At 63.6% G+C, this 21,136-nt stretch carries 23 protein-coding genes; 6 read left to right on the top strand and 17 right to left on the bottom strand.

Going from position 1 to position 21,136, the window contains the following annotated elements:
* The 10 genes from EII34_RS06435 to EII34_RS06390 form a co-directional block, all read right to left on the bottom strand.
* Nucleotides 1-210: a heavy-metal-associated domain-containing protein gene (locus EII34_RS06435; RefSeq protein ID WP_124844116.1), complete on the bottom strand. Its 210-nt coding sequence runs from the start codon at nt 208-210 to the stop codon at nt 1-3.
* Nucleotides 211-228: 18 nt separating this feature from the next.
* Entirely contained in the window at nt 229-537 is a 309-nt protein-coding gene (locus EII34_RS06430; RefSeq protein WP_124844114.1) for a metal-sensitive transcriptional regulator, read from the bottom strand.
* Nucleotides 538-771: 234 nt separating this feature from the next.
* Nucleotides 772-1,218 (bottom strand): hypothetical protein, encoded by a 447-nt coding sequence (locus EII34_RS06425; RefSeq protein ID WP_124844112.1) that lies wholly within the window; start codon nt 1,216-1,218, stop codon nt 772-774.
* Between the two features lie 111 nt (nt 1,219-1,329).
* Nucleotides 1,330-1,785 carry a hypothetical protein gene (locus EII34_RS06420; protein ID WP_124844110.1) on the bottom strand — a complete coding sequence of 152 codons (456 nt, stop codon included), beginning with the start codon at nt 1,783-1,785 and terminating at the stop codon, nt 1,330-1,332.
* Between the two features lie 215 nt (nt 1,786-2,000).
* Nucleotides 2,001-2,516, bottom strand: a complete 516-nt coding sequence (locus tag EII34_RS06415; protein ID WP_124844108.1) for a hypothetical protein — start codon at nt 2,514-2,516, stop codon at nt 2,001-2,003.
* A gap of 140 nt (nt 2,517-2,656) precedes the next feature.
* The gene (locus EII34_RS06410) at nt 2,657-3,274 is read right to left on the bottom strand and encodes a hypothetical protein (RefSeq protein WP_124844106.1); all 618 of its coding nucleotides are present in this window, start codon (nt 3,272-3,274) and stop codon (nt 2,657-2,659) included.
* A gap of 103 nt (nt 3,275-3,377) precedes the next feature.
* Complete coding sequence (locus EII34_RS06405; protein WP_124844104.1) at nt 3,378-3,740, bottom strand: hypothetical protein; 363 nt, start codon at nt 3,738-3,740, stop codon at nt 3,378-3,380.
* Nucleotides 3,741-3,769: 29 nt separating this feature from the next.
* On the bottom strand, nt 3,770-4,267 hold the full coding sequence (locus tag EII34_RS06400; RefSeq protein WP_124844102.1) for a hypothetical protein: 498 nt from the start codon (nt 4,265-4,267) through the stop codon (nt 3,770-3,772).
* A gap of 173 nt (nt 4,268-4,440) precedes the next feature.
* A complete protein-coding gene (locus tag EII34_RS06395) occupies nt 4,441-4,974 on the bottom strand; it encodes a hypothetical protein (RefSeq protein WP_124844100.1) in 534 nt (177 codons plus the stop codon).
* Nucleotides 4,975-5,084: 110 nt separating this feature from the next.
* Nucleotides 5,085-7,871: a hypothetical protein gene (locus EII34_RS06390; protein WP_124844098.1), complete on the bottom strand. Its 2,787-nt coding sequence runs from the start codon at nt 7,869-7,871 to the stop codon at nt 5,085-5,087.
* A gap of 354 nt (nt 7,872-8,225) precedes the next feature.
* Here EII34_RS06390 and dnaB point away from each other — a divergent pair, with 354 nt between their 5' ends.
* Nucleotides 8,226-9,599 (top strand): replicative DNA helicase, encoded by a 1,374-nt coding sequence (gene dnaB, locus EII34_RS06385; RefSeq protein ID WP_124844096.1) that lies wholly within the window; start codon nt 8,226-8,228, stop codon nt 9,597-9,599.
* A gap of 3 nt (nt 9,600-9,602) precedes the next feature.
* Nucleotides 9,603-10,337: a sulfite exporter TauE/SafE family protein gene (locus EII34_RS06380; protein ID WP_124844094.1), complete on the top strand. Its 735-nt coding sequence runs from the start codon at nt 9,603-9,605 to the stop codon at nt 10,335-10,337.
* 3 nt (nt 10,338-10,340) lie between these two features.
* Here the strand turns inward: EII34_RS06380 and EII34_RS06375 are convergent, their stop codons facing one another.
* The 4 genes from EII34_RS06375 to EII34_RS06360 all read right to left on the bottom strand — a co-directional run bounded on the left by EII34_RS06375 (nt 10,341) and on the right by EII34_RS06360 (nt 14,751).
* Complete coding sequence (locus tag EII34_RS06375) at nt 10,341-10,820, bottom strand: hypothetical protein (protein ID WP_124844092.1); 480 nt, start codon at nt 10,818-10,820, stop codon at nt 10,341-10,343.
* 40 nt (nt 10,821-10,860) lie between these two features.
* The gene (locus tag EII34_RS06370) at nt 10,861-11,205 is read right to left on the bottom strand and encodes a hypothetical protein (RefSeq protein ID WP_124844090.1); all 345 of its coding nucleotides are present in this window, start codon (nt 11,203-11,205) and stop codon (nt 10,861-10,863) included.
* A 146-nt stretch (nt 11,206-11,351) separates the two neighbouring features.
* Nucleotides 11,352-12,050: a hypothetical protein gene (locus tag EII34_RS06365; RefSeq protein ID WP_185711209.1), complete on the bottom strand. Its 699-nt coding sequence runs from the start codon at nt 12,048-12,050 to the stop codon at nt 11,352-11,354.
* A 19-nt stretch (nt 12,051-12,069) separates the two neighbouring features.
* The gene (locus EII34_RS06360) at nt 12,070-14,751 is read right to left on the bottom strand and encodes a hypothetical protein (protein WP_124844086.1); all 2,682 of its coding nucleotides are present in this window, start codon (nt 14,749-14,751) and stop codon (nt 12,070-12,072) included.
* Nucleotides 14,752-14,855: 104 nt separating this feature from the next.
* On the opposite strand from EII34_RS06360, the gene EII34_RS06355 reads away from it, so the two are divergent.
* The 4 genes from EII34_RS06355 to EII34_RS06340 all read left to right on the top strand — a co-directional run bounded on the left by EII34_RS06355 (nt 14,856) and on the right by EII34_RS06340 (nt 19,192).
* Nucleotides 14,856-16,139, top strand: a complete 1,284-nt coding sequence (locus EII34_RS06355; protein ID WP_124844084.1) for a S8 family peptidase — start codon at nt 14,856-14,858, stop codon at nt 16,137-16,139.
* Nucleotides 16,140-16,173: 34 nt separating this feature from the next.
* The gene (locus EII34_RS16485; protein ID WP_311767283.1) at nt 16,174-17,310 is read left to right on the top strand and encodes a S8 family peptidase; all 1,137 of its coding nucleotides are present in this window, start codon (nt 16,174-16,176) and stop codon (nt 17,308-17,310) included.
* A 91-nt stretch (nt 17,311-17,401) separates the two neighbouring features.
* Nucleotides 17,402-17,812, top strand: a complete 411-nt coding sequence (locus tag EII34_RS06345) for a hypothetical protein (RefSeq protein ID WP_124844080.1) — start codon at nt 17,402-17,404, stop codon at nt 17,810-17,812.
* A gap of 3 nt (nt 17,813-17,815) precedes the next feature.
* Nucleotides 17,816-19,192, top strand: coding sequence for a hypothetical protein (locus EII34_RS06340; RefSeq protein WP_124844078.1), 1,377 nt, complete (start codon nt 17,816-17,818; stop codon nt 19,190-19,192).
* 15 nt (nt 19,193-19,207) lie between these two features.
* Here the strand turns inward: EII34_RS06340 and EII34_RS06335 are convergent, their stop codons facing one another.
* Genes EII34_RS06335 through EII34_RS06325 form a run of 3 tightly spaced genes read right to left on the bottom strand, consistent with a single transcriptional unit; the run spans nt 19,208 to nt 20,863 of the window.
* On the bottom strand, nt 19,208-19,867 hold the full coding sequence (locus tag EII34_RS06335) for a hypothetical protein (RefSeq protein ID WP_124844076.1): 660 nt from the start codon (nt 19,865-19,867) through the stop codon (nt 19,208-19,210).
* Between the two features lie 13 nt (nt 19,868-19,880).
* On the bottom strand, nt 19,881-20,219 hold the full coding sequence (locus EII34_RS06330) for a hypothetical protein (protein ID WP_124844074.1): 339 nt from the start codon (nt 20,217-20,219) through the stop codon (nt 19,881-19,883).
* 20 nt (nt 20,220-20,239) lie between these two features.
* Nucleotides 20,240-20,863 (bottom strand): hypothetical protein, encoded by a 624-nt coding sequence (locus tag EII34_RS06325; RefSeq protein WP_124844072.1) that lies wholly within the window; start codon nt 20,861-20,863, stop codon nt 20,240-20,242.
* Nucleotides 20,864-21,136 lie beyond the last annotated feature (273 nt).

Here is a 21,136-nt window from a genome sequence, read left to right as displayed (position 1 = left end):
TCAGGCCTCGACGACGGTGTAGTCGCCCGCTTCGGCAACGGCCGCGATGACCGCGTCGTAGGGGATGTGGTTCTCGGACTCGACGATGGTCCTGCCGCTCTCCCAGTCCACCTGGACGCCGGTGACTCCGTCGAGTTCCTCCAGCTCCTCGGTGACGTGCTTGGCGCAGTTGCCGCAGGTCATTCCGCTGACGATGTACGTGGTTCGCATGGTTCCTCCCGGGGTGTTTCAGCGTGCGAGTCGAGCGATGGCCGACATGGCCTCGTCGAATTTCTGCTGCGCCACGTCTCCGCCCTCACGGGCCGCCGCGGCGACGCAGTGTTCGAGGTGGTCCTTGAGCAGAGCCATCGAGACGGCCTTGAGGGCGCTGGCGACGGCGGAGATCTGGGTCATGACGTCGATGCAGTACTCGTCCTGCTCGATCATGCGTGCCACCCCACGGGCCTGCCCCTCGATGAGGCGCATCCGCCGCAGGTAGGCCTCCTTGGCCGCGGTGTAGCCGTGCTGTGCCGCGCAGCTGCTCCTGGTCTCCTCCACGCGCCCCACTATACCCCCTGGGGGTAAGGCAGGGGTGGGGAAGCCATCCACGAGCCCTTTCGCCTGCTCGTTCCGGTTTCCGGGGCCCGGCGGCCTGCCCGGTCCGGACACGGGGCAGGGGGTGACGGTGATGTCGAGGGTTTCATGGCCCCTGATGTGCAGACGGTCACGTCGAGGTGACACCCATTGACCGGCCGACGGGCCCTGTTCATCCTCCGGGTCTTCTTGGTCGCCTCATCGAGACCTGGACGGAGTCCCGGTTTGGCTCAACACGAACAAGAACAGCACCAGGAAACTCCCTGAGATGATGAGGGCGAGCACCGCCAGCACCTTCCCGCCACGCCCACTGGCCTTCACGTTCCACAGCCCCACACAGCCCGTGCAGAACGCGGCGAGTGCCTCGAACAAGGCCAGCAGGCCCCAGAGACCCACCAGCGGAAGCTGCCAGGGCAGCAGGGACAGGAACGCGGCCGTCGCGCAGGCGCTGTCCACCCCAGCGCCTCGGCTGTCGAGAACCCAGCGGAACTGGTTCTGGCCGGGGAGACGATCGTGGAGCCTTCCACATCCGCGCCGCGGAACCGGTGCCTCGCACTCCCCGCAGTGCTCATCGAAGGAGAGCAGGTAGAACCCGCACTTGTCACACTTGTCAGGGCCGTCATTGACCGGTGTTTCGTCGTTCATCAGTTCACTCCTGTGATGAGAACAGCGATGATGACCATCACCGTCGCACCGATCGCTGCCGGGAGAACTCCAGATCACTCATACCATCTCCTGTTCATCGTTGTCAGCACGTCAGCTCTCGCTCGCCGAGGGTTGAGACCCGGCAGGCCCTGTCCAACGGAACGAGTCGAGGATCTCCGCGGCCTCCTCGTCAGCCCGGTCCTGCCCCAGCCCGGAGCTGATGACGAACCGCCACACCCCATCATGACGCACCACGTACCACTGCTCCCACTGCAGCTCTGTCCAGTGCCCCGGTGCTGGCTCTGTCAGAACCTTCGGCGGGCGGAGCGAAAGCCCAACAGCCGACTCCCCACCAATCTCACGCTCAGCAAGGATGGTCAGATCGGTGAACTTGGGCTCAGAGTAGATCGACAGGTAGTGCTGCAAGACGGTCTCCTTGGTCAGGTTGGAAAGCCCACCCTGCTCGTCCCCGTAGCTCTCCTGCGCCCAGTTCTCGCCCCAGTGCTCCAGGTCCACCGAAGCCGGAGGAATCTGCCCACCGAGCTTCCTCGCGGTGAAATTCGCCACCCCCGGCCGAGTGGATCTGACGAGCTCCCACCCCTCTGGAACCTCCACCTCGTACGAGTCCGCCTGTTCCGACAGCTTGACGATCGGCGAGGCCGAGGCGGATGAAGCCACCTGAGTCGGAGGCGCAGATGCGGCAGGCTCCCCCGCACCGGGCGTACAACCACCCAGCAGCACCAAGACCGCAACCATCATGGCCAGCACACCGGAACACTTCATCATTCCTCACTCTCCTCAGCCGACGGCGACGGCGACGGGCCTATCCACCGGAACGAATCAAGAATTGCATACGCATCCTGCCCGATCACATCCCGAGAAGCGCCAGAAGTCAACCTGAAACCCCAAACCCCGTCATGACGCACCACATGCCACTCCTCCCGCAGCCACGAGGAGTTCCCATGAATGAAGCGCACCCTCAAACCGACAGCCCGCTCCCCACCGATCTCACGCTCAGGCAACACCACAAGTTTGACCGAGTCCCCCAGATCAGCATAACTCTTCATGTCACGATCCAGCTCCTCCTCCAAGCTGGTCTCACGAGGAATCTCATCACCTCCCTCAGAACGCAGCCCACTCTTCCCACCGGGAGAATGAACCAGATGAAACTTTGCTTCGGAAGACACATCACTGACCCTTTGGGCGATGAAATCCGGGCTGTCCGGATACTCATCCTTGTCGGACTTCCAGTTCTCAGGAATCACCACCTCGTACTGGTCCGCATGCTCAGAGGGCATCTGAATCCGCGCATACGTAGGAGTAGGACGCGGTTTCACCGAACTCTGCTGAGACGAAGACTCCTGGGCAGGAGTGCACCCAGCACACAGCGCGGCCACGAACAGCAGCGCGCCGAGCACTCTCCTACACGACAGGTTCCTCACTCCTCTTCCTGCTCCTGCGCCTGCGCACCCAGGCCTCCCGCCCGCTTGGTTTCCTCGTGACGCACCGCATCCTGACGCTCCTGATGCGCAGCGGTGATCTCATCACTCACTGTTTCGGCGGCAGACTGAAACTCCCAGTCCGAAAGATCTCCGGTGAGGTAGTCGAAGAAACGCCCTCGCGAATTGGGGGTCATGGACTCAAGTGGCAGCAGGTTGCCCTCCTCGTCCACCACCTTGATCTTCCCACCTGCCGAATCGTAGAGGCTGATGAGCGGGGTCGTGGCCTGGGAGAAGTCCACCTCTTCGGCTGCCGTGGCCATCAGGATGCCCTTCATGAATTCCTCGGTCGTTTCCCTTCCAGACCTGGTCACGTCCTGCGCTTTGAAGCCCGTAGGGAAGGCGTCAGCCAGTGCTGGCTGCACCAAGAAATGATCCGTGATCTCGGCAACGGCCTCCACCCCGGGGTACTTCACCATCCCGGCAGCCGCCTTGGTCAGCACCATCCCGTCGTCCAATCGCCTCTGCCACATCTCGTTCTGTTCGCTGATCGCATGCATCTGCAGGGCCGAGGCACCCTCTTCTCCACCCTCAGGGTCTCCTCGGCGTTCAGGCATGCCGACTGGCCCTTCCAGCCCTGCAGTTCGACACGGCACCTGGCGCAGCTCACATCGGTGGACAGCGCCCGTGCACCGCATGTCCCACACCGTCCCTCGGAGATCATCGAGGTCCCTCGAACTCATCTCCGCCGGACATGCGCCGATGCAGCTCCTCGAAGTCGAAGGAGCTTCGCTGCTCGGTCTCGTCCATGTTCGAGACGGCACTGTCCGTGCCCGAGCCGAGCACCGCACAGGCGTCGGAGAGCTCCATGATGGTTCCCGCTGCACTGACGCACAGCAGGTCGAAGGCGGCACGGAGTTCGCCCACACCTGCCAGCCTGTCCCCGAGGGGCTCCTGACTGAACGCACTCGCGGGGTCGAGGCGCCCCGCCTCGGAGCCGATGATGGCGAAGGTGTCGGAATCGGTCCACGACTCCTTCGCCTTGACCCCGACCCGCTCCCGGGAGAACTCCAGATCACTCATGCCATCTCCTGTTCATCGTTGTCAGCACGTCAGCTCTCGCTCGCCGAGGGTTGAGACCCGGCAGGCCCTGTCCATCGGAACGAGTCGAGGATCTCCGCGGCCTCCTCGTCAGCCCGGTCCTGCCCCAGCCCGGAGCTGATGACGAACCGCCACACCCCGTCATGACGCACCACGTACCATTGCTCCCACTGCAGCTCTTCCCCCAGTATCTTGCCCACTGGTGACCTCGGCGCCGGAGCGCGGACCGAGAGCCCGACAGCCTGCTCCCCACCGATCTCACGCTCGGGCAGGACGGTGAGATCGGTGAATCTGGGGTCAGAGTAGATTGACAGGTAGTGCTCCAAGACGCTCTCCCGGCTCAGCCTGGAGACGCCACCTTGATCCCCACCGTAGCGTTCCAGCGCCCAGTCCTCGCCCCAGTGCTCCAGGTCCACCGAGGCCGAGGGAATCTGCCCACCGAGCTTCCTCGCGGTGAAATTCGCCACCCCCGCACGGCTGGACCTGACAAGCTCCCACCCCTCAGGCACCTCCGCCTCATACGAGTCCGCCTGTTTTGACGACACGAGGATCGGCGAAGACGATGCGGTCGGCATCGGCGTCAGGGCAGCGGATTGCGAGGACACACTCTCAGAACTGGCAGCAGAACACCCTGCCAACAAGGCCAGCGCCAGCCCGCCAACAAATCCAGAACACCACCCCATCAGTTCTCACTCTCTTCCACCGGCAGCTCAGGCAATTGAGGCCCCGTCCACCTGAACGAATCAAGAATCGCATACGCATCCTGCCCGATCACATCCCGCGAGGTGCCAGAACTCAGCCCGAAACGCCACACCCCGTCGTGACGAACCACGAACCACTCCTCATGCACCCACGAGTGCCCCTCCTTCTGACTCCAAACCCTCAAACCAACAGCCCGCTCCCCACCGATCTCACGCTCAGGCAGGACCACAAGATCCATGCTCCCCTTGTCGAAGTACTTGCTGAGATAAAATTCCAACACCTCCTCCGGGCTGATTTCACTGGCCCTTGACCCGCCAACCTGAAGACCACGGAAAGATTCAAGGAAAACCCTCGCCGAAGGGGCAGGGTCACCAATCAACTCGGCCGTGAAAGCAGGATTGGATGGGTAGCCGTAACGACTGAATTCCCATCCCTCAGGAATAACCACGTCGTACAGGTCCGTACTCTTCGACGACATCTGAATCTGCGCAGACGTGGAGGTTGGAGTCGGCATCACAGGAAGCGAACTCTGCCGAGGCGAGGGTTCCCTGTCAGGAGCGCAGCCAAGACACAGCATGGCCCCAATCAACAGCGCCACACTCACTCCCCGGAACCACAGACCTCTCACTCTTCCTCCTCCTCTTCCAGCTCCTGCGCCCCCAGACCTCCAGCCCGCCTGGCGTCCTCATGACTCACCACGTACTGGCGCTCCTGATTCGCAGCGGTGACCTCGTCACTCACCGCATCCACCGCATACTGGAACTCCCAGTCCGCAAGCTCACGGGTCAGGTAGTCGAAGAAGCGACCTCGCGAGTTGGGGCTCATGGAATCGAACGGCAACAGGGTGCCCTTCTCGTCCACCACCTTGATCTCACCCCTCGCCGAGTCGTAGAGCTTGCTCAACGGGATCCTGGCCTGGGAGAAGTCCACCTCTTCGGCTGCCGTGGCCATCAGGATGCCCTTCATGAATTCCTCGGTCATACCTCTCCCGGATCTGGTCACGTCCTGCGCCCTGAAGTCCGCGGGGAAGGCGTCAGCCAGCCCCGGCTGCACCAAGAAATGATCCGTGATCTCGGCAACGGCCTCCACCCCGGGGTACTTCAACATCCCGGCAGCCGCCTTGGTCAGCACCACCCCGGTCTCCATCCGTTGCCGCCACATCTCGTTCTGCTCGCTGACCGCCTGCATCTGCAGGGCCGAGGCACCCTGCGGGGCGGTGAACAGGGTGTGGGTGATGTGAGTCCAGTCCTTGCTGGCCTCCGTGATCCTCGATCTCGGATCATCGGCCAACGGGACCGGAGCCGCCGCGAACGACGCATCGAGGTCCTTCTGGTACCCCGTGGCAGCCCACGCCAGCAGTTTGTCCACTGCCGAGGGCTGTTGGATGCTCGGAATCCTGCCTCGGGCCATGTCCTCGGCCGCCTTGCCGTACTCGGAGGCCCCATCGAAGGCCAGGTCGGCGAAGACTCCTTCGGTGCCGCGGAGCCGGTTCACGTCATCCCCCTCAAGAGCGATGAGGTACCGTTTGCTCCCCTCATCCTCCTGGAACAGATCCTGCCCTGCCCCAACGGGAGTTTCCATGCTCCGGCTGACCCCCTTGAGATGAGGGCCGATCACATCTGCAGCCAAGCTTCTGGCAGCCCGGTTCTCGTAACCGAAGGGAAGCTGCCCCTCGATTTCGTGGCGCCCTTCCGGACGGTACACATCCAGCCCGTTCTGGTAGCCCAAGAGGTACCCCTTGGCGATCCTGACCGCATGTTCATCCCGTTCGCGCCAGGCTTCCCGCTCCTCCTTGGACATCACATCGAACAGCTCGTCCGACTCCGGGCGGGAGGCCTCCGCCACCACCGTCGTGAACTGGACCCCTCCATCCGGGAAACCGGAATATGACTGAAACGAGCCATCCAGAATGATCTCCCTCTCGTTGACGGTCCTGCCGCCCATGATGTACTCGGTGATGTTGATCTTCCGGTCTGCGCCGTCGATCACGCCGTCGCCATTCGTGTCCACCCCCATGATCTCGGAGGCCAGAAATCTCTTCAGCCCGGCCATACGGTTGGCCTCGTGCCGCCGCACGGCCTCGCTGTCATGCGTCGCCGCGCCCTCCGGCTGATCCATCAGGGTGGTCAGCCCGAACACCGGGTCCTCCAGCTTCGGGTCCAGCCACGGGAAGATGAGTCGGCGCTCGGTCCCGTCGTAGTTGCGGAGTCTCCAGGAATCATGACGCAGCAGTTCCTTCACGAAGGAGTCCTTCTCATCCTCAACCCTGAGCACCGGTTCACCCAGGGCGAGGTGGGGATTGTCCAGCCCGGCCTGACCGACGAGCTGGGCGATCAGCTCGGTCCCCTTCATCTTCGTGTGGGGTGCCCACGGCACGGCGATCTCCTTCCGGCCGGCCTCGAACATCTTTGTCGCGAAGGCTTCGTGAGCCGAGAGGTCCCCCACCCGGGTTTCCGGCAGAGCATCCTCGAACTGCAACAGGAGCTCCTGGTTCTCCGCGTACCTTGGGGACAGATTCGTACCGCCACCGGCAAGCACCTGGAAGGTACCCATCTTGCTCACCAGTTCCTTGCACAGTTCCGGATCATGGATGTGCCGCAGGTTCTGCAGCACACCACTCGTCAACTGATCAGGCGTCATCTCCTTGCCCAGTGCCGTCGCGACGAACGGATCTTCGAGGTCATCACCGTACTCGTCCAGGAATTCCTGCAGTTCCGTCGAGTTGTCGAATCCTTGGTCGAACCGTTGCTCGATCTCCTTGGCGATCTCCTCGCCCCGTTCCCACCGGTTCTGCGCCTCCAGGATCGAGTCCTCGTCCTCGAACATGTGCAGACCGATCTCATTGCGCGAGGTCCCCACCTCATCGGGCAGGAAGAGCGAACGGGCCACCTTGACCGCCTTGGCCGCGTCCTGTGCGGCCACGTTCAGCTCGTCGATGACCTTCTTGTAGTCCTCCAGCAGTTCCTGTCTGCGGGCATGCGCCCATGGGTCCATCTCACCGGTTCGCGACGGGGCGGAGGGGACCGGGTGGCCGTCAGGGCTGCAGGGCACCTCAGCCGCCTTGCGCTGCTCCTCCTCGACCACCCGTTGGACGTGGTTCCATTCCTCGTGCAGCTCCGGGATCCTGTTGTCCAACACGGCGCCCAACGCCTCGGCCCATCTGGCCGCCTCATCGGCCGCGTTCTGGACTCCATTGACCAACGGAGACAGTTTTGAGCGCAGTTTCGAGATGGAGGCCATGTGGGCATCCGCGGCCTCCCCGACCCAGCCGGGGGTGCCCGTTCCGTCCCAGGTACCCACCTGCGTCCCGGTGGCGACGAGGCTCGCGATCCTGCGGAGATCAGCCACCAGAACGCTGATCTGTGGGCGGGTGTCAGCCGGGGACGGCATCATCTCTTCGGCAGTGGGCATCGGCGACCTCCTCGGATGAAGCCTAGCGGCCACAGGATCACCGACGGCAACCCCCTCGAGGTCACCCGATCAGCCAGCGCTGTCGGACAGCCCACCACCCGCCCTGCACTCTTCCCCCAGGTTTTCCACATTTTCCACAGTTATCCCCAGAAGTTACCCACAATCCTTGCTGATATAACGGTTCCGTAACAGATCAAGGGCACTTTTCCGCACCCTCGGCTCGCAATCACGGACTCGCCCCCACAACTTCCCACACGGTTCCACAGAGTTTTCCACAGCATGCTGCACTGTCCGGCAGAACCCATCGGATGTCTGGTCTACATTGGTGGCCGAGCGGAGGAGGAGAGGGAACAGATGTCAGAGCCGTACGAGGAGTACGAGGAACGTACACCCGCCGGTCCCACCCCGCCCCAGGACGACCCCGCCGAACGCAGCGTGCTGGGTGCGATGCTCATGAGCAAGGACGCCATCTCCGACGTCGTGGAGGTGGTCAAGGGCCGCGACTTCTACCAGCCCCGCCACGAGACCATCTACGAATCCATCGTCACCCTCTACGGCAAGGGCGAACCCGCCGACCCCATCACCGTCGCCGCCGAGCTCGGCCGCACCGGCGACCTGCAACGCGTGGGAGGCCCCGTCTACCTCCACGACCTGCTCTCCAGCATCTCCGTCGCCGCCAACGCCTCCTACTACGCGGAGATCGTGCGGGAGAAGGCCATCCTGCGACGACTCGTCGAGGCCTCCATCCGCATCGCCCAGCTCGGCTACGCCGGTCAGGGTGAGGTGGACAAGATCGTCGACGAGGCCCAGCAGACCCTCTTCGAGGTCTCCAGCAAACGGGCCGGCGACGACTACAAGTCCATCGGGGAGCTGCTGGAGCCCACCGTCGACGAGATGGAGAGCATCCAGAACTCCGGCGACGCCCTCTCCGGTGTCCCCACCGGGTTCATCGACCTCGATGCACTCACCAACGGTCTCCACCCCGGCCAGATGGTCATCGTCGCGGCCCGTCCCGGCGTCGGGAAATCAACCTTCGCCCTCGACGTGTGCCGTTCCGCCGCCCTGCACCACGACCTGGCCACCGTCTTCTTCTCCCTGGAGATGAGCCGCACGGAGATCGTGATGAAGGTGCTGAGCGCGGAGGCGTCGGTGCCACTGCAGAAGATCCGTGGCGGCAAGATGGATGAGGCCGACTGGCAACGCATCACCGACAAGCACGTCCAGCTGATGCCGAAACCGTTCTTCATCGACGACTCCCCCAACCTGACGATGATGGAGATCCGGGCGAAGGCCCGTCGTCTCAAACAGCACCACAACCTGCAACTGGTGTGCATCGACTACATCCAACTCATGACCTCGGGCAAGAAGGTGGAGTCGCGGCAGCTGGAGGTCTCCGAGTTCTCGCGGCAGATCAAACTGTTGGCGAAGGAGCTGGAGGTGCCGGTCATCGCGTTGTCCCAGCTGTCCCGCAACACCGAACAACGCAAGGACGGCGTCCCACAGCTCAGTGACCTGCGTGAGTCCGGCTCGCTTGAGCAGGATGCGGACATCGTCATCATGCTGCACCGCCCCGAGATGTACAAGGAGAACCCTGCCGACGAGGAACGCGGACTGGCGAACTTCCACATCCTCAAGCACCGCAACGGGCAGCTCGACCGGATCGACGCGCTCTTCCAGGGCCACTACAGCCGGTTCACCAACCAGCCGAGCGGCACCGGAAACTTCTGAGACATGATCGACTCCCAGGTGGTGTGGCCGGCACTGGTGGCGGGGGCGCTGCTGGTCGGGATCGCGAAGACCGCGTTGCCCGGGCTGGCGACTCTGGCCGTCGCCCTGTTCGCGACGGTGCTGCCCGCCCGCGAGTCGACGGCGATGCTGCTGGTGCTGCTGCTGACCGGGGATCTGGTGGCCATCTGGGCCTACCGCCGGGAGGCCGATTTCAGGGCGCTGCGTCGTCTGGTGCCGACGGTGGTGGCCGGGCTGGTGCTGGGGGCGCTGTTCCTGGCCTGGGTTGACGACGTCGTGATGCGTCGCACCATCGGGGTGATCCTGTTGGCGCTGACCGGCCTGACCGTGTGGGGGATCAGACGGGGGCTGGACTCGCTGGTGGTGACGGGGACCGGGGGTCGTGCCGCTTACGGCACGCTCGGGGGTTTCACGACCATGGCTGCGAATTCCGGGGGACCGGTGATGGTGCTGTACTTCATGGCGGCCGGTTTCGACATGGCCCGGTTGATGGGGACCCAGGCGTGGTTCTTCTTCCTGGTCAACGTGGCGAAGCTGCCGTTCTCCGCCGGGCTGGGGCTGTTCCGGGCCGAGATGGTGGTGCCGCTGCTGGTGCTGGCCCCGGTGGTGCTGCTCGGGACGTGGCTGGGGCGGGCGGTGTTCCGCCGGTTGAACCAGACCTGGTTCAACCGGATCGTGCTGGTGCTCACCGTCGTCTCGGCCCTGTACCTGCTGCGGTGAGTCTCACTGCTTGGCGCGCAGGATTCGGATGATCTCGTTGCCCTGGTCGTCCTTGGCGTTGGCGAAGACCAGCTCGAAGACCGCTGGTTTCCCTTCCTCCTGTTCGGGTTTGCGCACCGTCCACTCCGACCAGAACTCGCAGTCCTCACTGGTGCAGAACTTCAGGATGTCACCGTCGCGCCTCCAGTGGGTGGGGTTGGAGATGAAGGTCAGGCATTCATCACCGACGACGGTGCCATCGCCGTTGAGGGTGACGCTGCCCCAGGTGGGTGATTCGGTGACTCCGTCGGGCAGGACGCTGTGGTCCATCCTGAACGGGACGTCGATGATCTGCTCGATGGGCGGTCTGGTGTCCTCGGGGGAGGCCGTGGGGGTGGTCGACGCGGGTGATGACGGGTCGGAGGGCGGGTCGCCGGGGGTGCACCCGGCGACGGTGAGGAGGGTCACTCCGGTGGCGATCAGCCTGCGCAGCATGGTTCTCATCGTGTCTCCCAGGGCCAGTGGCGGTCAGGGGTCCATCATGTCAGCTGGGAACCCCGCCCATGCGACGGCTCAGCTCGATGAACTGCTCGGAGGTGGTCTCTTCGGTGTCGTCCATGTTGCTGACGGCGCTGTTGGTCCCGGAGCCGAGGATGGCGCAGGCGTCGGAGAACTCCATGAGCACCTTCTCCATGTCGAGGCAGAAGGTGCTGAACGTCTTGCGCAGGGAGGCGACGCCGCCTGCCGGGATGACCGGCAGGTCAACGAACGCCGGAACGGGGTCGAGCCGCCCTGCCTGTCCGCCGATGACGGCGAAGGTCTCGGAGTCGTGCCAGTTCTGCTTGGCCTTGACCCCGACGGCCTCGCGAGAGAACTCCAGGTCAGTCATGTTCCTTCCTTTCGTGAGTTGTGTGCGCAGGACCAGCCTTCACACTGGCCGACAGCGGGCCGTGGGCGCCAGCGAGCCGTCCTGTCGAGACCCGGCGACGGGCAGACACACCTGTCCCAGGGCCCTGATGCTCCACCGGGTACACCTCACTCATCCTCAGAGGCACTGGGTTCAGGAGAAGGCTCAACATACGGCCCGGTCCAATGAAACGTGTCCAACACTCGATACGTGTCAGGATCAATCACATCTCGATTGATCCCGGAGAACAAGGTGAAGACCCACAGGCCATCATGCCGAATGATATAGTACTCAACCCTGACCACTCTACGCCCCACCGCCACACTACGGTAGCCCATCCCAACGGCGGCCTCACCCCCGATGATCCGCTCAGGCATGAGCACAAAACCCCTGTAACCGCCTGATCCATACATCGCGCTCCGCTGCCTCACAACCTCGTCATAGCTCAGCATTGGAACTTCAGAATGCCGCGCTGAATTGATATGCTCCGCAGTCGAGTTATGGATGTGCTCGATCTTCAAGGCCGGTCCAGGATCTGGAACGGTGTCCACCGCATCCCAAACCCAACAGAAAGCACCCGCTTTATCGGGGTACATCTCAGAAACCCACCCCTCCACCAGATCAACGGAAAAGGTGTCAGCGAACTCCGTTGGCATCTCAATCAGCTCGCGATTCCTCGAAGAACCCCGATCCACCTCAGGTTCCCCGAACAGATGACCCCACACCCCCGGCCCAAGAGTCGCCGCCAGAGAACCCACAGCCAGCGACAGAAAACTCGCCCTCCGCATCAGACCTCCACCTCGACCATCTCTGCGCTTTTGTTTCACGACAGCACTCCACAGCTCATCATTTCTCTTCAGCCGCTTCCTTGTTCTGGGTGTGGGTACTATCCGCACTGTCCCCCATCACACTCAGCGCCTCGTCAAAGTCCCACTCGCGCAAGCCGCTCGTGAGGTACTGCTGGAAGACTGTCATGGCTTCAGGACTCATGGAACTGACCGGAAGAATGGTCTCACCTGGGCCTACTACCTCGGATGACCGCTCACTGCGCCTCAAAAAGTAACTTGGCACCTGGGGCGCCTTGGAGAAGTCCAGCTCCTCGGCTGCGACCGTGGCCAGTGTTCCCATCATCAGACCTGTCGTGGGGGCATACTGTTGCCCCGGCGTGGTGTCCTGGTCGGTGGGCAGGAGGGAGTCCAACATCGACTGGTACGTTGCGTCTGCCGAGGTTGCGACGAACCCTCCAGTGGGACCGGTCATGAGGGTGGCCGCACCAGCGCCCACCGTACCGGCGGCTCCAGCAATCGGTTTCCAGGTCTCATTGCGTTTCTTGAAGATCTCCTGGAGCTGCTCCGAGGCACCCTCTGGAGTCTCGAAGAGAGTCTCGACGACAGGCGTCCACGAACGGGTCACCTCAGGAACCCCTGCTGTGGGATTGGCAGGACGAGCATCCTGGTCAATGGTCCACCGCAGATCATCCGCGTAGCCGTTGCTCGCCCAGAGCAGCAGTTTGTCCGTCGCTGTCATCCTGCGGCTGCCACCCTCACTTCCCTCCTCAGGAGTCGCACCATCAAAGGCCAGATCCACCAACACCCCACCGGTGCCCCGCAGTTTGTCCGTGGTATCCTTGTCCAGCACCACCAGGTGACGGGCTTTCTCTCCATCCTGCATCCCAGGAGACATCCGGTCGATGCCTCCCAGGGAAAGCGAGATGCCCTTGCTGCGTGGTCCGATCACGTCAGCCGCCACTGAGCGCATCGCCTGGTTCTCGTACCCATACGGCAGCTGGCCGTCGATGTCGCCGATTCCTGACGGCCTGTAGACATCGAGCCCCTTCTGGTAGCCTCGCACGTAACCCTCCACGATGGTGGTTCCGAGCGTGTCTCGACGCAGCCAAGCCTCCTGCTCCGTGCTGCTCAGCTCATCGTAACCCTCCTCCGACTCCGGAAAGGCGGCCTCGGCAGCCACCATGCTGAACTGCACGCCACCATCAGGAAAACCTGAATAGTTGTACCTGCTTCCCAGACCGTAGGGAAACGACATGCTCATGGTCCTGCCCCCCATGATGTGCTCGGTCACGTTGATCGGCTCTGACACCACACCATCAACTTCGGAACCCAAGAACTCGCGTACTGCATCCAACCGATCCCGTTCCTTCTCCAACATCGCCTCGCTGGGACTGCCCGGGAAGCCCTCTGGATGATTCATCAACGTTGACAGTGCATAGATCGGGTCCTCCAGCCTCTCATCAAAGGTAACAAAAATCCGTCGCGTCCCGCTCCAGTGCCACTTTTCCGCCCCGTGGCGGAGATCATGCATGACATCTGCATCATGGCGTAACACATCATGCATGAAACTGCCGCTGTCATCCTTCGCAAGCAGGAGTTCGTCCCCCATCGCAAGGTGCGGGTTCGACAGTCCAGCCTGCCCCATCATCTGGGACATCACCTCGAATCCCTTGGAAACAGGTCCCGTCAACCATGGCCGCGTGTATTCTGACCTGCCAGCCTGAAGCATCTGCTGCGCATAGCTCTCATGGGCTGAGAGAGCGCCGTCACTCGTCTCCGGAAGAGCTTTCTCGAAGCGCAGGTACAGGTCCTGGTTCTCTGCTGCCTCCGCCGACAGGTTCACGCCTCCCGATGCCAACACCATCGCCGTCCCGATGGCTCCCATGAACTGGTCACTCACTTTGTTGTCACCGATACGGTGGACCGTATCCAAGAAGTAGTTCGTCAACTCATCAGGCGGAATCAACTTTCCCAGAGCAGTGGCAACCAATGGGTCCGCCAGGTCCTCTCCGTATTTGTCGAGGAATTCTTCCACTCGTTTGCTGACTTCCCGAGTGTCACTCGAATCGATTCCCTCCCGGATCTCCTCGGCAATCTCCATGGCCCGCTCCTCGCTCCACTCCCACTTGGCCTGTGCCTCGAGGATGGAGCCGTCATCGAACAGGTTCTTTGCGATCTCGTCGCGTGAGTTCCCCGTCTCGGGTGGCAGGATCATCGCTCGCGCCTCGTTGACCCGCCCCGCCAGCTCAGCAGCCGCGTCGTCGAGGTCCTGCATCAGCTGCTTGTGCTTCTTGCGCAGGTCACTTTGTTGCTGGCGTGCCTCCTCCTCCACGCTCTGCTTTCCGACCCAGGCCAACCCCGGATCCATCTCCCCTGTTTCCACTGCGTGGCTGTATCGCTCTTTCTCCTTGGCCTCCCAGATCATCACCTCTTCCCAGGCCTCGTGCAGCTTCGGGATTTCGCTGATCGCCCTACCCAGGGCATCTCCCCATGCCCAGGCCTGCGAGACGGCATGGTTCAGCGCCGCCACCAGGCTGTTCAACTTCCCGTCGAGGTACTGGATCGACGAGGTGTAGGCATCCTCAGCCTCCCCCACCCAGCCGGGCACACCTTCGCCGTTCCACTCCCCCAGCTGGGTTGCCCGCGATGCGCTCGCCAAGCCCTGCAGGTCGGCCGCCAGCCGGTACGCATCTGAACGTGTGTCCTCTGGAGTCGGCAACTCCGCCTCAGCTGCTGTCATCCCTGCTCCTGCCTCATTGAAGAAGTTGTACCGCGAAGACTAGCCGGGTTGAGACCCTCTGACCAGACCCAGATCCACGACAATCGGCTGGGGTGTGAGCATCAGTGGACCCTCACGAGGTCTCGACAATCGGGCGTGGAGCGCCCTCAGCCCGACCGGAGTACCGGAGGGTTCCATGCTGGTGCGCCTCCGCAGCTGTTCTACCATGGCAGGCACCGGACGAAGGAGACCCTGATGCGCCACCCCCGCACCTGGCAGCCCTCACCCTGGCCACCACCCTGCTCCTCACCCCCACCACACCAGCCCACGCCGAGGACACCATCACCGACCAGAAATACACCTCAGTCGCTGGTATCAAAGCCCTTCACGACCTCGGGCTGACCGGCACAGGCGTCACCATCGCCTACATCGAAGCAGCACCCGACCTCACCGTCCCCGAACTCCAAGGAACCGACATCGAGATCAAGAACCCCTGCAACTACACCAACACCCCCAAATCACGAGCCCACTCCACCGCCATCGCAGGCATCCTCGCAAACCGCAACTGGGGCTGGGCACCAGACGCTCACATCATCAACTACACAACACTCACCTCCTATGACACCTCTGTTGACGAATACTGCTCAGCAGCACCCAGTTTCTCCGCCATCATCCATCAAGCCCTCGACGATGGAGCTGACATCATCAACTTGTCCACAGGAGCCTACTTCCCTTACCACGAGAGCACAGCCATCATCAGAGCCACCAGCATGGGGGTCCCTGTTGTCGTGAGCGCAGGAAACAGCGGGGAAGAAGCACGGAATCCGGGGTTCAAGGACGAAACCAGCTTGGCATCTCTCAACACCGTGGTCGGAGTCGGTTCCCTCACCCTCGACCTCGAACGCTCCGAATTCTCCTCCGTCGGAGAGTTCGTCACCATCATGGCCCCCGGCGAAGACATCACCCTCAGAACCCCCGATGCCAACGGCGACCTCACCGTCATCACCACCGCCCAAGGCACCTCAGCGTCTGCACCCATGGTCTCTGGGCTGCTCGCCCTCGGCAAACAGAAATGGCCCAACGCCACCGGAAACCAACTGATCCGCGCCCTCATCACCACTGCCCACCCCGTCGGCGAACAACCCAACCCCTACTACGGCTACGGCATCATGCAGATCTCCCCCTTCCTCAACACCGACCCCACCACCCTCGAGGACACCAACCCCCTGTTCACCAGAAGAGACAAAAACGTCACCCCCGACACGATCACCGACTACAAAGACGGCCTCCTCCTCCCCACAAAAACCCTCGGCGACCCCACCTACCGCTACCGCGGACTCGACCCAGACGCCGTCTACCACCACCCAACACGCTCCCACTTCGGCACCTCACCCCGCTACCACCGATGAACCCGAAGGAGACCCTGATGCGCCACCCCCGCACCTGGCAGCCCTCACCCTGGCCACCACCCTGCTCCTCACCCCCACCACACCAGCCCACGCCGAGGACACCATCACCGACCAGAAATACACCTCCCTCACCAGATTCGACGAGTTCCGCAGCCTCGGACTCACCGGAAAAGGTGTCACCATCGCCTACATCGAAGGCTCCCCCGACCTCACCGTCCCCGAACTCCAGGGAGCCAACATCGAGATCAAGAACCCCTGCAACTACACCAACACCCCCGAATCACGATCCCACTCCACCGCCATCGCAGGCATCCTCGCAAACCGCAACTGGGGCTGGGCACCAGACGCCCACATCATCAACTACACCACACTCACCACCTATGACCCAGCCAGCGACGAACGCTGCCCCGCAGCCCCCACCCTCTCCGCCATCATTCACCAAGCCCTCGACGACGGCGCCGACATCATCAACCTCTCCGCAGAATCATATGTCCACTCCCATGAGACCTCAGCTATTATCAGAGCCGCCAGCCTAGGAGTCCCTCTCATCGTCGGCGCTGGCAACAGCGGAGAAGAAACCCCAGAACGAAGTCCCAGTGTGACAACCAATTTGAAATCTTACAACACCATAGTCGGAGTCGGCTCCCTCACCCTCGACATCGAACGATCCAAATTCTCCTCCGTCGGAGACTTCGTCACCATCATGGCCCCCGGCGAGGACATCACCCTCAAAGACCCCGACCCCAACGGCGACCTCACCGTCATCACCACCGCCCAAGGCACCTCCTTCGCCACCCCCATGGTCACCGGCCTCCTCGCCCTCGGCAAACAGAAATGGCCCAACGCCACCGGAAACCAACTGATCCGCGCCCTCATCGCCACCGCCCACCCCGTCGGCGAACAACCCAACCCTTACTACGGCTACGGCATCATGCAAAGCAGATCCTTCCTCAACACCGACCCCACCACCCTCGAGGACACCAACCCCCTCTTCCACCGCCGAGACACCAGCATCACCCCCGACAAGATCACCGACTACAAAGACGGCCTCCTCCCTCCACCGGAGACCATCGGCGACCCCACCTATCACTACCGAGGCCTCGACCCCACCGCCGCCTACCTCCACCGAGATACTTCACACTTCGGCACCTCACCCCGCTACCACCGATGAGCCTCACGGGCCTGCCTGCTGGATGTGGTCGCGCGCAACCCCACAGAGGCCGTATCATGCAGCAGGGGACTCGACGCCGAGAGGGACGACCATGGGAAAGTATGATCTGGGCTACGACGAGGAGCAGGCCAACCGCGCCATCAACACCACCAAGGGTGATGCCTACGATCAGGGCACGGGCTGCTCCCAGCAGTTCGACGGTCTGGTTGGCGTCCAGGGCGCACCGCAGTGGGGACAAAGTGAGCTCGGTCCCCTCGGATTCCAGGAGCGTTACCTGAAGGGTCTGGGGGAGGTGAAGGCACGCCTCGACGCCCTCACCGAGGATCTCACCGCCTTCGCCACAGGCCTGCAGGTCTGCCAGAGCCGCCTGGAGGAGACCGAGGGGGACATCCAGGCCGGACAGGAGGCCCTCCAGCTCTCCATCACCGCAGCACCCGCAGCCCCGGACGACTCTCACCCTGTCGTCCCGGTCACCGGCCCCAATGCCCCCAAGGAGGTCTGAACCATGCCACAGAGCCCCAACTACGAGCGGCTGCGTGACCTGGCCGAGCTGGCCCACGCCGACCAACCCGACCATGCCATCTACGAGCAGATCCAGGAATCCCTCACGACCCTGGAACAGACCGTCAACGGCATCCGACGCAGCCCCGGCTTCATCGGCGAGATCCGCGACAGCATCAACACCTACCTCAACGAACGCATCGCCGTGATCCAGGAGTGCGCCCACCACGCCGAATACCTCCACGACCAGTACACCCGGGCCCGCGACCTGATCTCCCAGGCCAACACCCGCTTCGGTGAGCTCATCACCCACCTCAACACCCCCGCCGAGACCCGGGCCGTCCAGGAACTGCACGTGGTCGACTTCAACGGCGAGGTCCACATGTCCCAGCTCGAGCACAACCAGGAAGTCGCCAGACAACGCAACGAAGAGCGCGAGAAGGCCGCCCTGGCCATCCTCGACGAGACCAATGAGGCCTTCAGCGGTCTCCTCATCGGGCTTCCTTCAGTTGACCCAATCAAAGGTCCTGGTTCTCCGGCACAGGGGGATGGTTCCAACAGCACGGGTAACGGCAGCAGAAGCCATGCCCCCAGTGATCGCAGTGGCGTTCCGGGAAGCAATCATGCCATCCCACGTTCTGCGCTCCCCTCGTCTGCTCTGATCCGTCCGCTCACCGACGACGGCACCCCCCTTCGCGGCAGCGTCGTGGGTGGCCCCGGCCTCTCCCCGACCGATCCCCCGGTGCGGTGGGTCCCGGGGCCCGGCGGCAGCATCCGTCCAGACCCCACCCCTGTCATCGAGAACCCCGAATGGCCCAGGGATGCCCTCACCCACCCCATCAACGCCCGCCTCACCCCACAGGGCCCCGTCGGCGGTTACCTGCCACCCGGGATCCACATCGACGACCCCCGCTGGCGTGACGACTACCACAACCCGGCCCTCGGTGGCTCCAGACCCACCACACCGAACGCCGCCATCGTCAACGGAACCCTCACCACCGGAGCCGCGGCGGCAGCCGCCCGCGGCCTGAGCGCCATCCCCGCTCCGGGCACCGGTGCCAGCCTCCCCGGCCACCCCGTCGGCGTCCTCCCCCCGGGGACAGCACCCACCCACGGCGGCACCCTCCGTCCAGCCGGTTCCCCCGCCCCCACCAACACCAGCGGCGCCACCGGGGCCAGAACCGCCCCGGGTGCTTGGCACGCCCCACACGCCGCAGGCAAGGACGAGGAGAAGGAAAAAGGCCGACGTTCCCTCGTCGGCTACGACGTCACCCGGCTCGACCCCGAACCGGAACCCGTCGACCCCTCCCACTTCGCCGCCGGGGACGTCACCACGCTCACACCGGCACCACCAGACCCCGACAAGGACGACGACTGGTGACCCGCCTGGATGGCCTCAGCTCAGCGAGCTCGGGTCCTGCGGGCCCAGTTTTCGCTCACTGAAACCACCGACCGGGGGCCGTGGGATGCTCCTCTCCAGGTCCGGGTACTGCTCCCGGAGCGATGGTGGCCGTGTGGCACGGCCGCTCTCCAGGACGTGCCCGATCAGTGAGTTCGTCGGCTCCGTCCTGGGTGTGGGCCTGGCCTGCTGCGGCTGCCCACCCAGTGCCACCAGCAGGTCCGTGTCCACCTGTACCGCCAAGGCCAGGGCCCGGTGCACCAGCTCCTGCACCGGCCCCAGGTCCTCCCCCGGAAGCCCGAGGTCAACCGTCGCCAGGTGGCCGTGGGCATCGATCACCACGTGGGGTCGCACCGCCACATGGTCCAGCACCTCCGCCACCAGACGCTGCACCTCACGCACCTGGTCCACCGCCGCCGCCACTCCCCGGTAGGCCCGGTCCACGTCCTTGGCGAGATCCGCCAACACCTCCTGGTGCTCCTGCAGCCGCTCCCGGACCACATCTGCCGTCTCTCCCGTGGACCGGAAGCCTGCCAGTGCCGCCGCCACCTCGTCTGTCTGTGCAGCGACGACACCGCTCACCCTCCGCAACTCCTCCGTCGCGTCATTGAGTGCCTCAGGTCGCCACGTGACGATGTCCTGCCAACTCGGTCCCATCTCTCTTCTCTCCTCACAGCAACGAGCTCGGCGGCAGGCCGGGCATCGGGATGGTGGGCCGCAGCCCGGCCTCACGCAGCTCCTCCTCGACGAGGACGTCAGCCTGCTGGAACCGGGCGTCGGCCTCCGCGATGTCATCGGCCATCCATTCCAGTCGACGCGCGATCGATCGGACCCGCACCTCGAACAGCGCGCAGCGATCCCGCAGCAGACGACCAGCCTCGCCCCCCGGCATCACCGCCTCCGGGCTCGGGGTCGCGATCTGGTCCACCTTCCCCAGCTCGTCGACGCTGACGTGCAACGCAGCAGCCAGCCGCCCCAGATCCCCCGGCGGCACGTACAGCTCGGTCATGCTTCCAACCTCCATCGATGTCAGCTCTTCGTCGCGGACGGCGACGGCTCCGGTGACGGCACCACGACGTCATCCCCGACCACCGGCCGGGGCACGAAACGCAGCGTCTCCAGCGAGGTCAAGAACTCGCCCCGCACATGGTCACGCCCTTCCGCTCCCTTGATCACGATCCGCCAGCAGCCGTCACGACGACACAGGTCCCACCGCATCACCACCTGGGCGGTCTCACCCTCACCCTGCTGCCAGGCCAACCCACACGCAGGACCATCATCGATCAACCGACGCGGCAACGCCTCCACCCGAGACACCCCCTCCTCCAGCGGAACGGCAGCTGCCACCTCAGCACAGAACTCATCAAACCGCCCCATGCTGGGCTTCAAGGGATCACGATCCCCCATCCCCGACTGGATCACCATCCCGGCCCCGACACCAGGGTCGTAGTCGATCAGATCAGGCCAGTCCGATGACAATCTGATCTCCCAGTCATGCACTGGCTCGCTGTCGCCCACCGCGATGAACTCATACCCCGGGGGCGGCTCCAGAGCCACCACGTCGTCGAACTCCTGGCTCGGCACCGGCTCAGGTGAACCTCCACAGCCGGCCAGCAGAGCCACACAGAGCGCTGAGATCAGAGCATTGTTCATTGCTGCTTTCACGCACTTCCTCCATCCACAGATCGCACCCCGGAACAGGGGATCTCTGACGAGACCCTCAGAAGACGGGGCATCGTTCACGCCCCCTCCGTGCGGCTCGTCCAGGGCCGAGCTCCCTCGGCTCGACCAGCGGCTCAGGGTTGGGATCACACCTTCCTCACTTCGTTGGGGACGCCGACGGTGAAACATCCGACTCCCCCAATCTGAAATCAGCCCTGGGATCCACCGGGGGAACAAACCGCACCGTGTCCAACGCAGCAGTCA

This window comes from Arachnia propionica (assembly GCF_003859805.1).
Classification (GTDB): Bacteria; Actinomycetota; Actinomycetes; order Propionibacteriales; family Propionibacteriaceae; genus Arachnia; species Arachnia propionica_C.
Note: the sequence above shows the minus strand (reverse complement) of the source record. Positions and strands in the feature narration are given on the sequence as shown.

Excerpts from the sequence above, each read along its gene's own strand:
- EII34_RS06435 (WP_124844116.1), bottom strand. The coding sequence starts at position 210 with ATGCGAACCACGTACATCGTCAGCGGAATGACCTGCGGCAACTGCGCC.
- EII34_RS06425 (WP_124844112.1), bottom strand. The coding sequence starts at position 1,218 with ATGAACGACGAAACACCGGTCAATGACGGCCCTGACAAGTGTGACAAG.
- EII34_RS06415 (WP_124844108.1), bottom strand. The coding sequence starts at position 2,516 with ATGCCCTCTGAGCATGCGGACCAGTACGAGGTGGTGATTCCTGAGAAC.
- EII34_RS06410 (WP_124844106.1), bottom strand. The coding sequence starts at position 3,274 with ATGCCTGAACGCCGAGGAGACCCTGAGGGTGGAGAAGAGGGTGCCTCG.
- EII34_RS06405 (WP_124844104.1), bottom strand. The coding sequence starts at position 3,740 with ATGAGTGATCTGGAGTTCTCCCGGGAGCGGGTCGGGGTCAAGGCGAAG.
- EII34_RS06395 (WP_124844100.1), bottom strand. The coding sequence starts at position 4,974 with ATGCCGACTCCAACCTCCACGTCTGCGCAGATTCAGATGTCGTCGAAG.
- EII34_RS06390 (WP_124844098.1), bottom strand. The coding sequence starts at position 7,871 with ATGCCCACTGCCGAAGAGATGATGCCGTCCCCGGCTGACACCCGCCCA.
- dnaB (WP_124844096.1), top strand. The coding sequence starts at position 8,226 with ATGTCAGAGCCGTACGAGGAGTACGAGGAACGTACACCCGCCGGTCCC.
- EII34_RS06380 (WP_124844094.1), top strand. The coding sequence starts at position 9,603 with ATGATCGACTCCCAGGTGGTGTGGCCGGCACTGGTGGCGGGGGCGCTG.
- EII34_RS06375 (WP_124844092.1), bottom strand. The coding sequence starts at position 10,820 with ATGAGAACCATGCTGCGCAGGCTGATCGCCACCGGAGTGACCCTCCTC.
- EII34_RS06370 (WP_124844090.1), bottom strand. The coding sequence starts at position 11,205 with ATGACTGACCTGGAGTTCTCTCGCGAGGCCGTCGGGGTCAAGGCCAAG.
- EII34_RS06360 (WP_124844086.1), bottom strand. The coding sequence starts at position 14,751 with ATGACAGCAGCTGAGGCGGAGTTGCCGACTCCAGAGGACACACGTTCA.
- EII34_RS06345 (WP_124844080.1), top strand. The coding sequence starts at position 17,402 with ATGGGAAAGTATGATCTGGGCTACGACGAGGAGCAGGCCAACCGCGCC.
- EII34_RS06340 (WP_124844078.1), top strand. The coding sequence starts at position 17,816 with ATGCCACAGAGCCCCAACTACGAGCGGCTGCGTGACCTGGCCGAGCTG.
- EII34_RS06335 (WP_124844076.1), bottom strand. The coding sequence starts at position 19,867 with ATGGGACCGAGTTGGCAGGACATCGTCACGTGGCGACCTGAGGCACTC.
- EII34_RS06330 (WP_124844074.1), bottom strand. The coding sequence starts at position 20,219 with ATGACCGAGCTGTACGTGCCGCCGGGGGATCTGGGGCGGCTGGCTGCT.
- EII34_RS06325 (WP_124844072.1), bottom strand. The coding sequence starts at position 20,863 with ATGAACAATGCTCTGATCTCAGCGCTCTGTGTGGCTCTGCTGGCCGGC.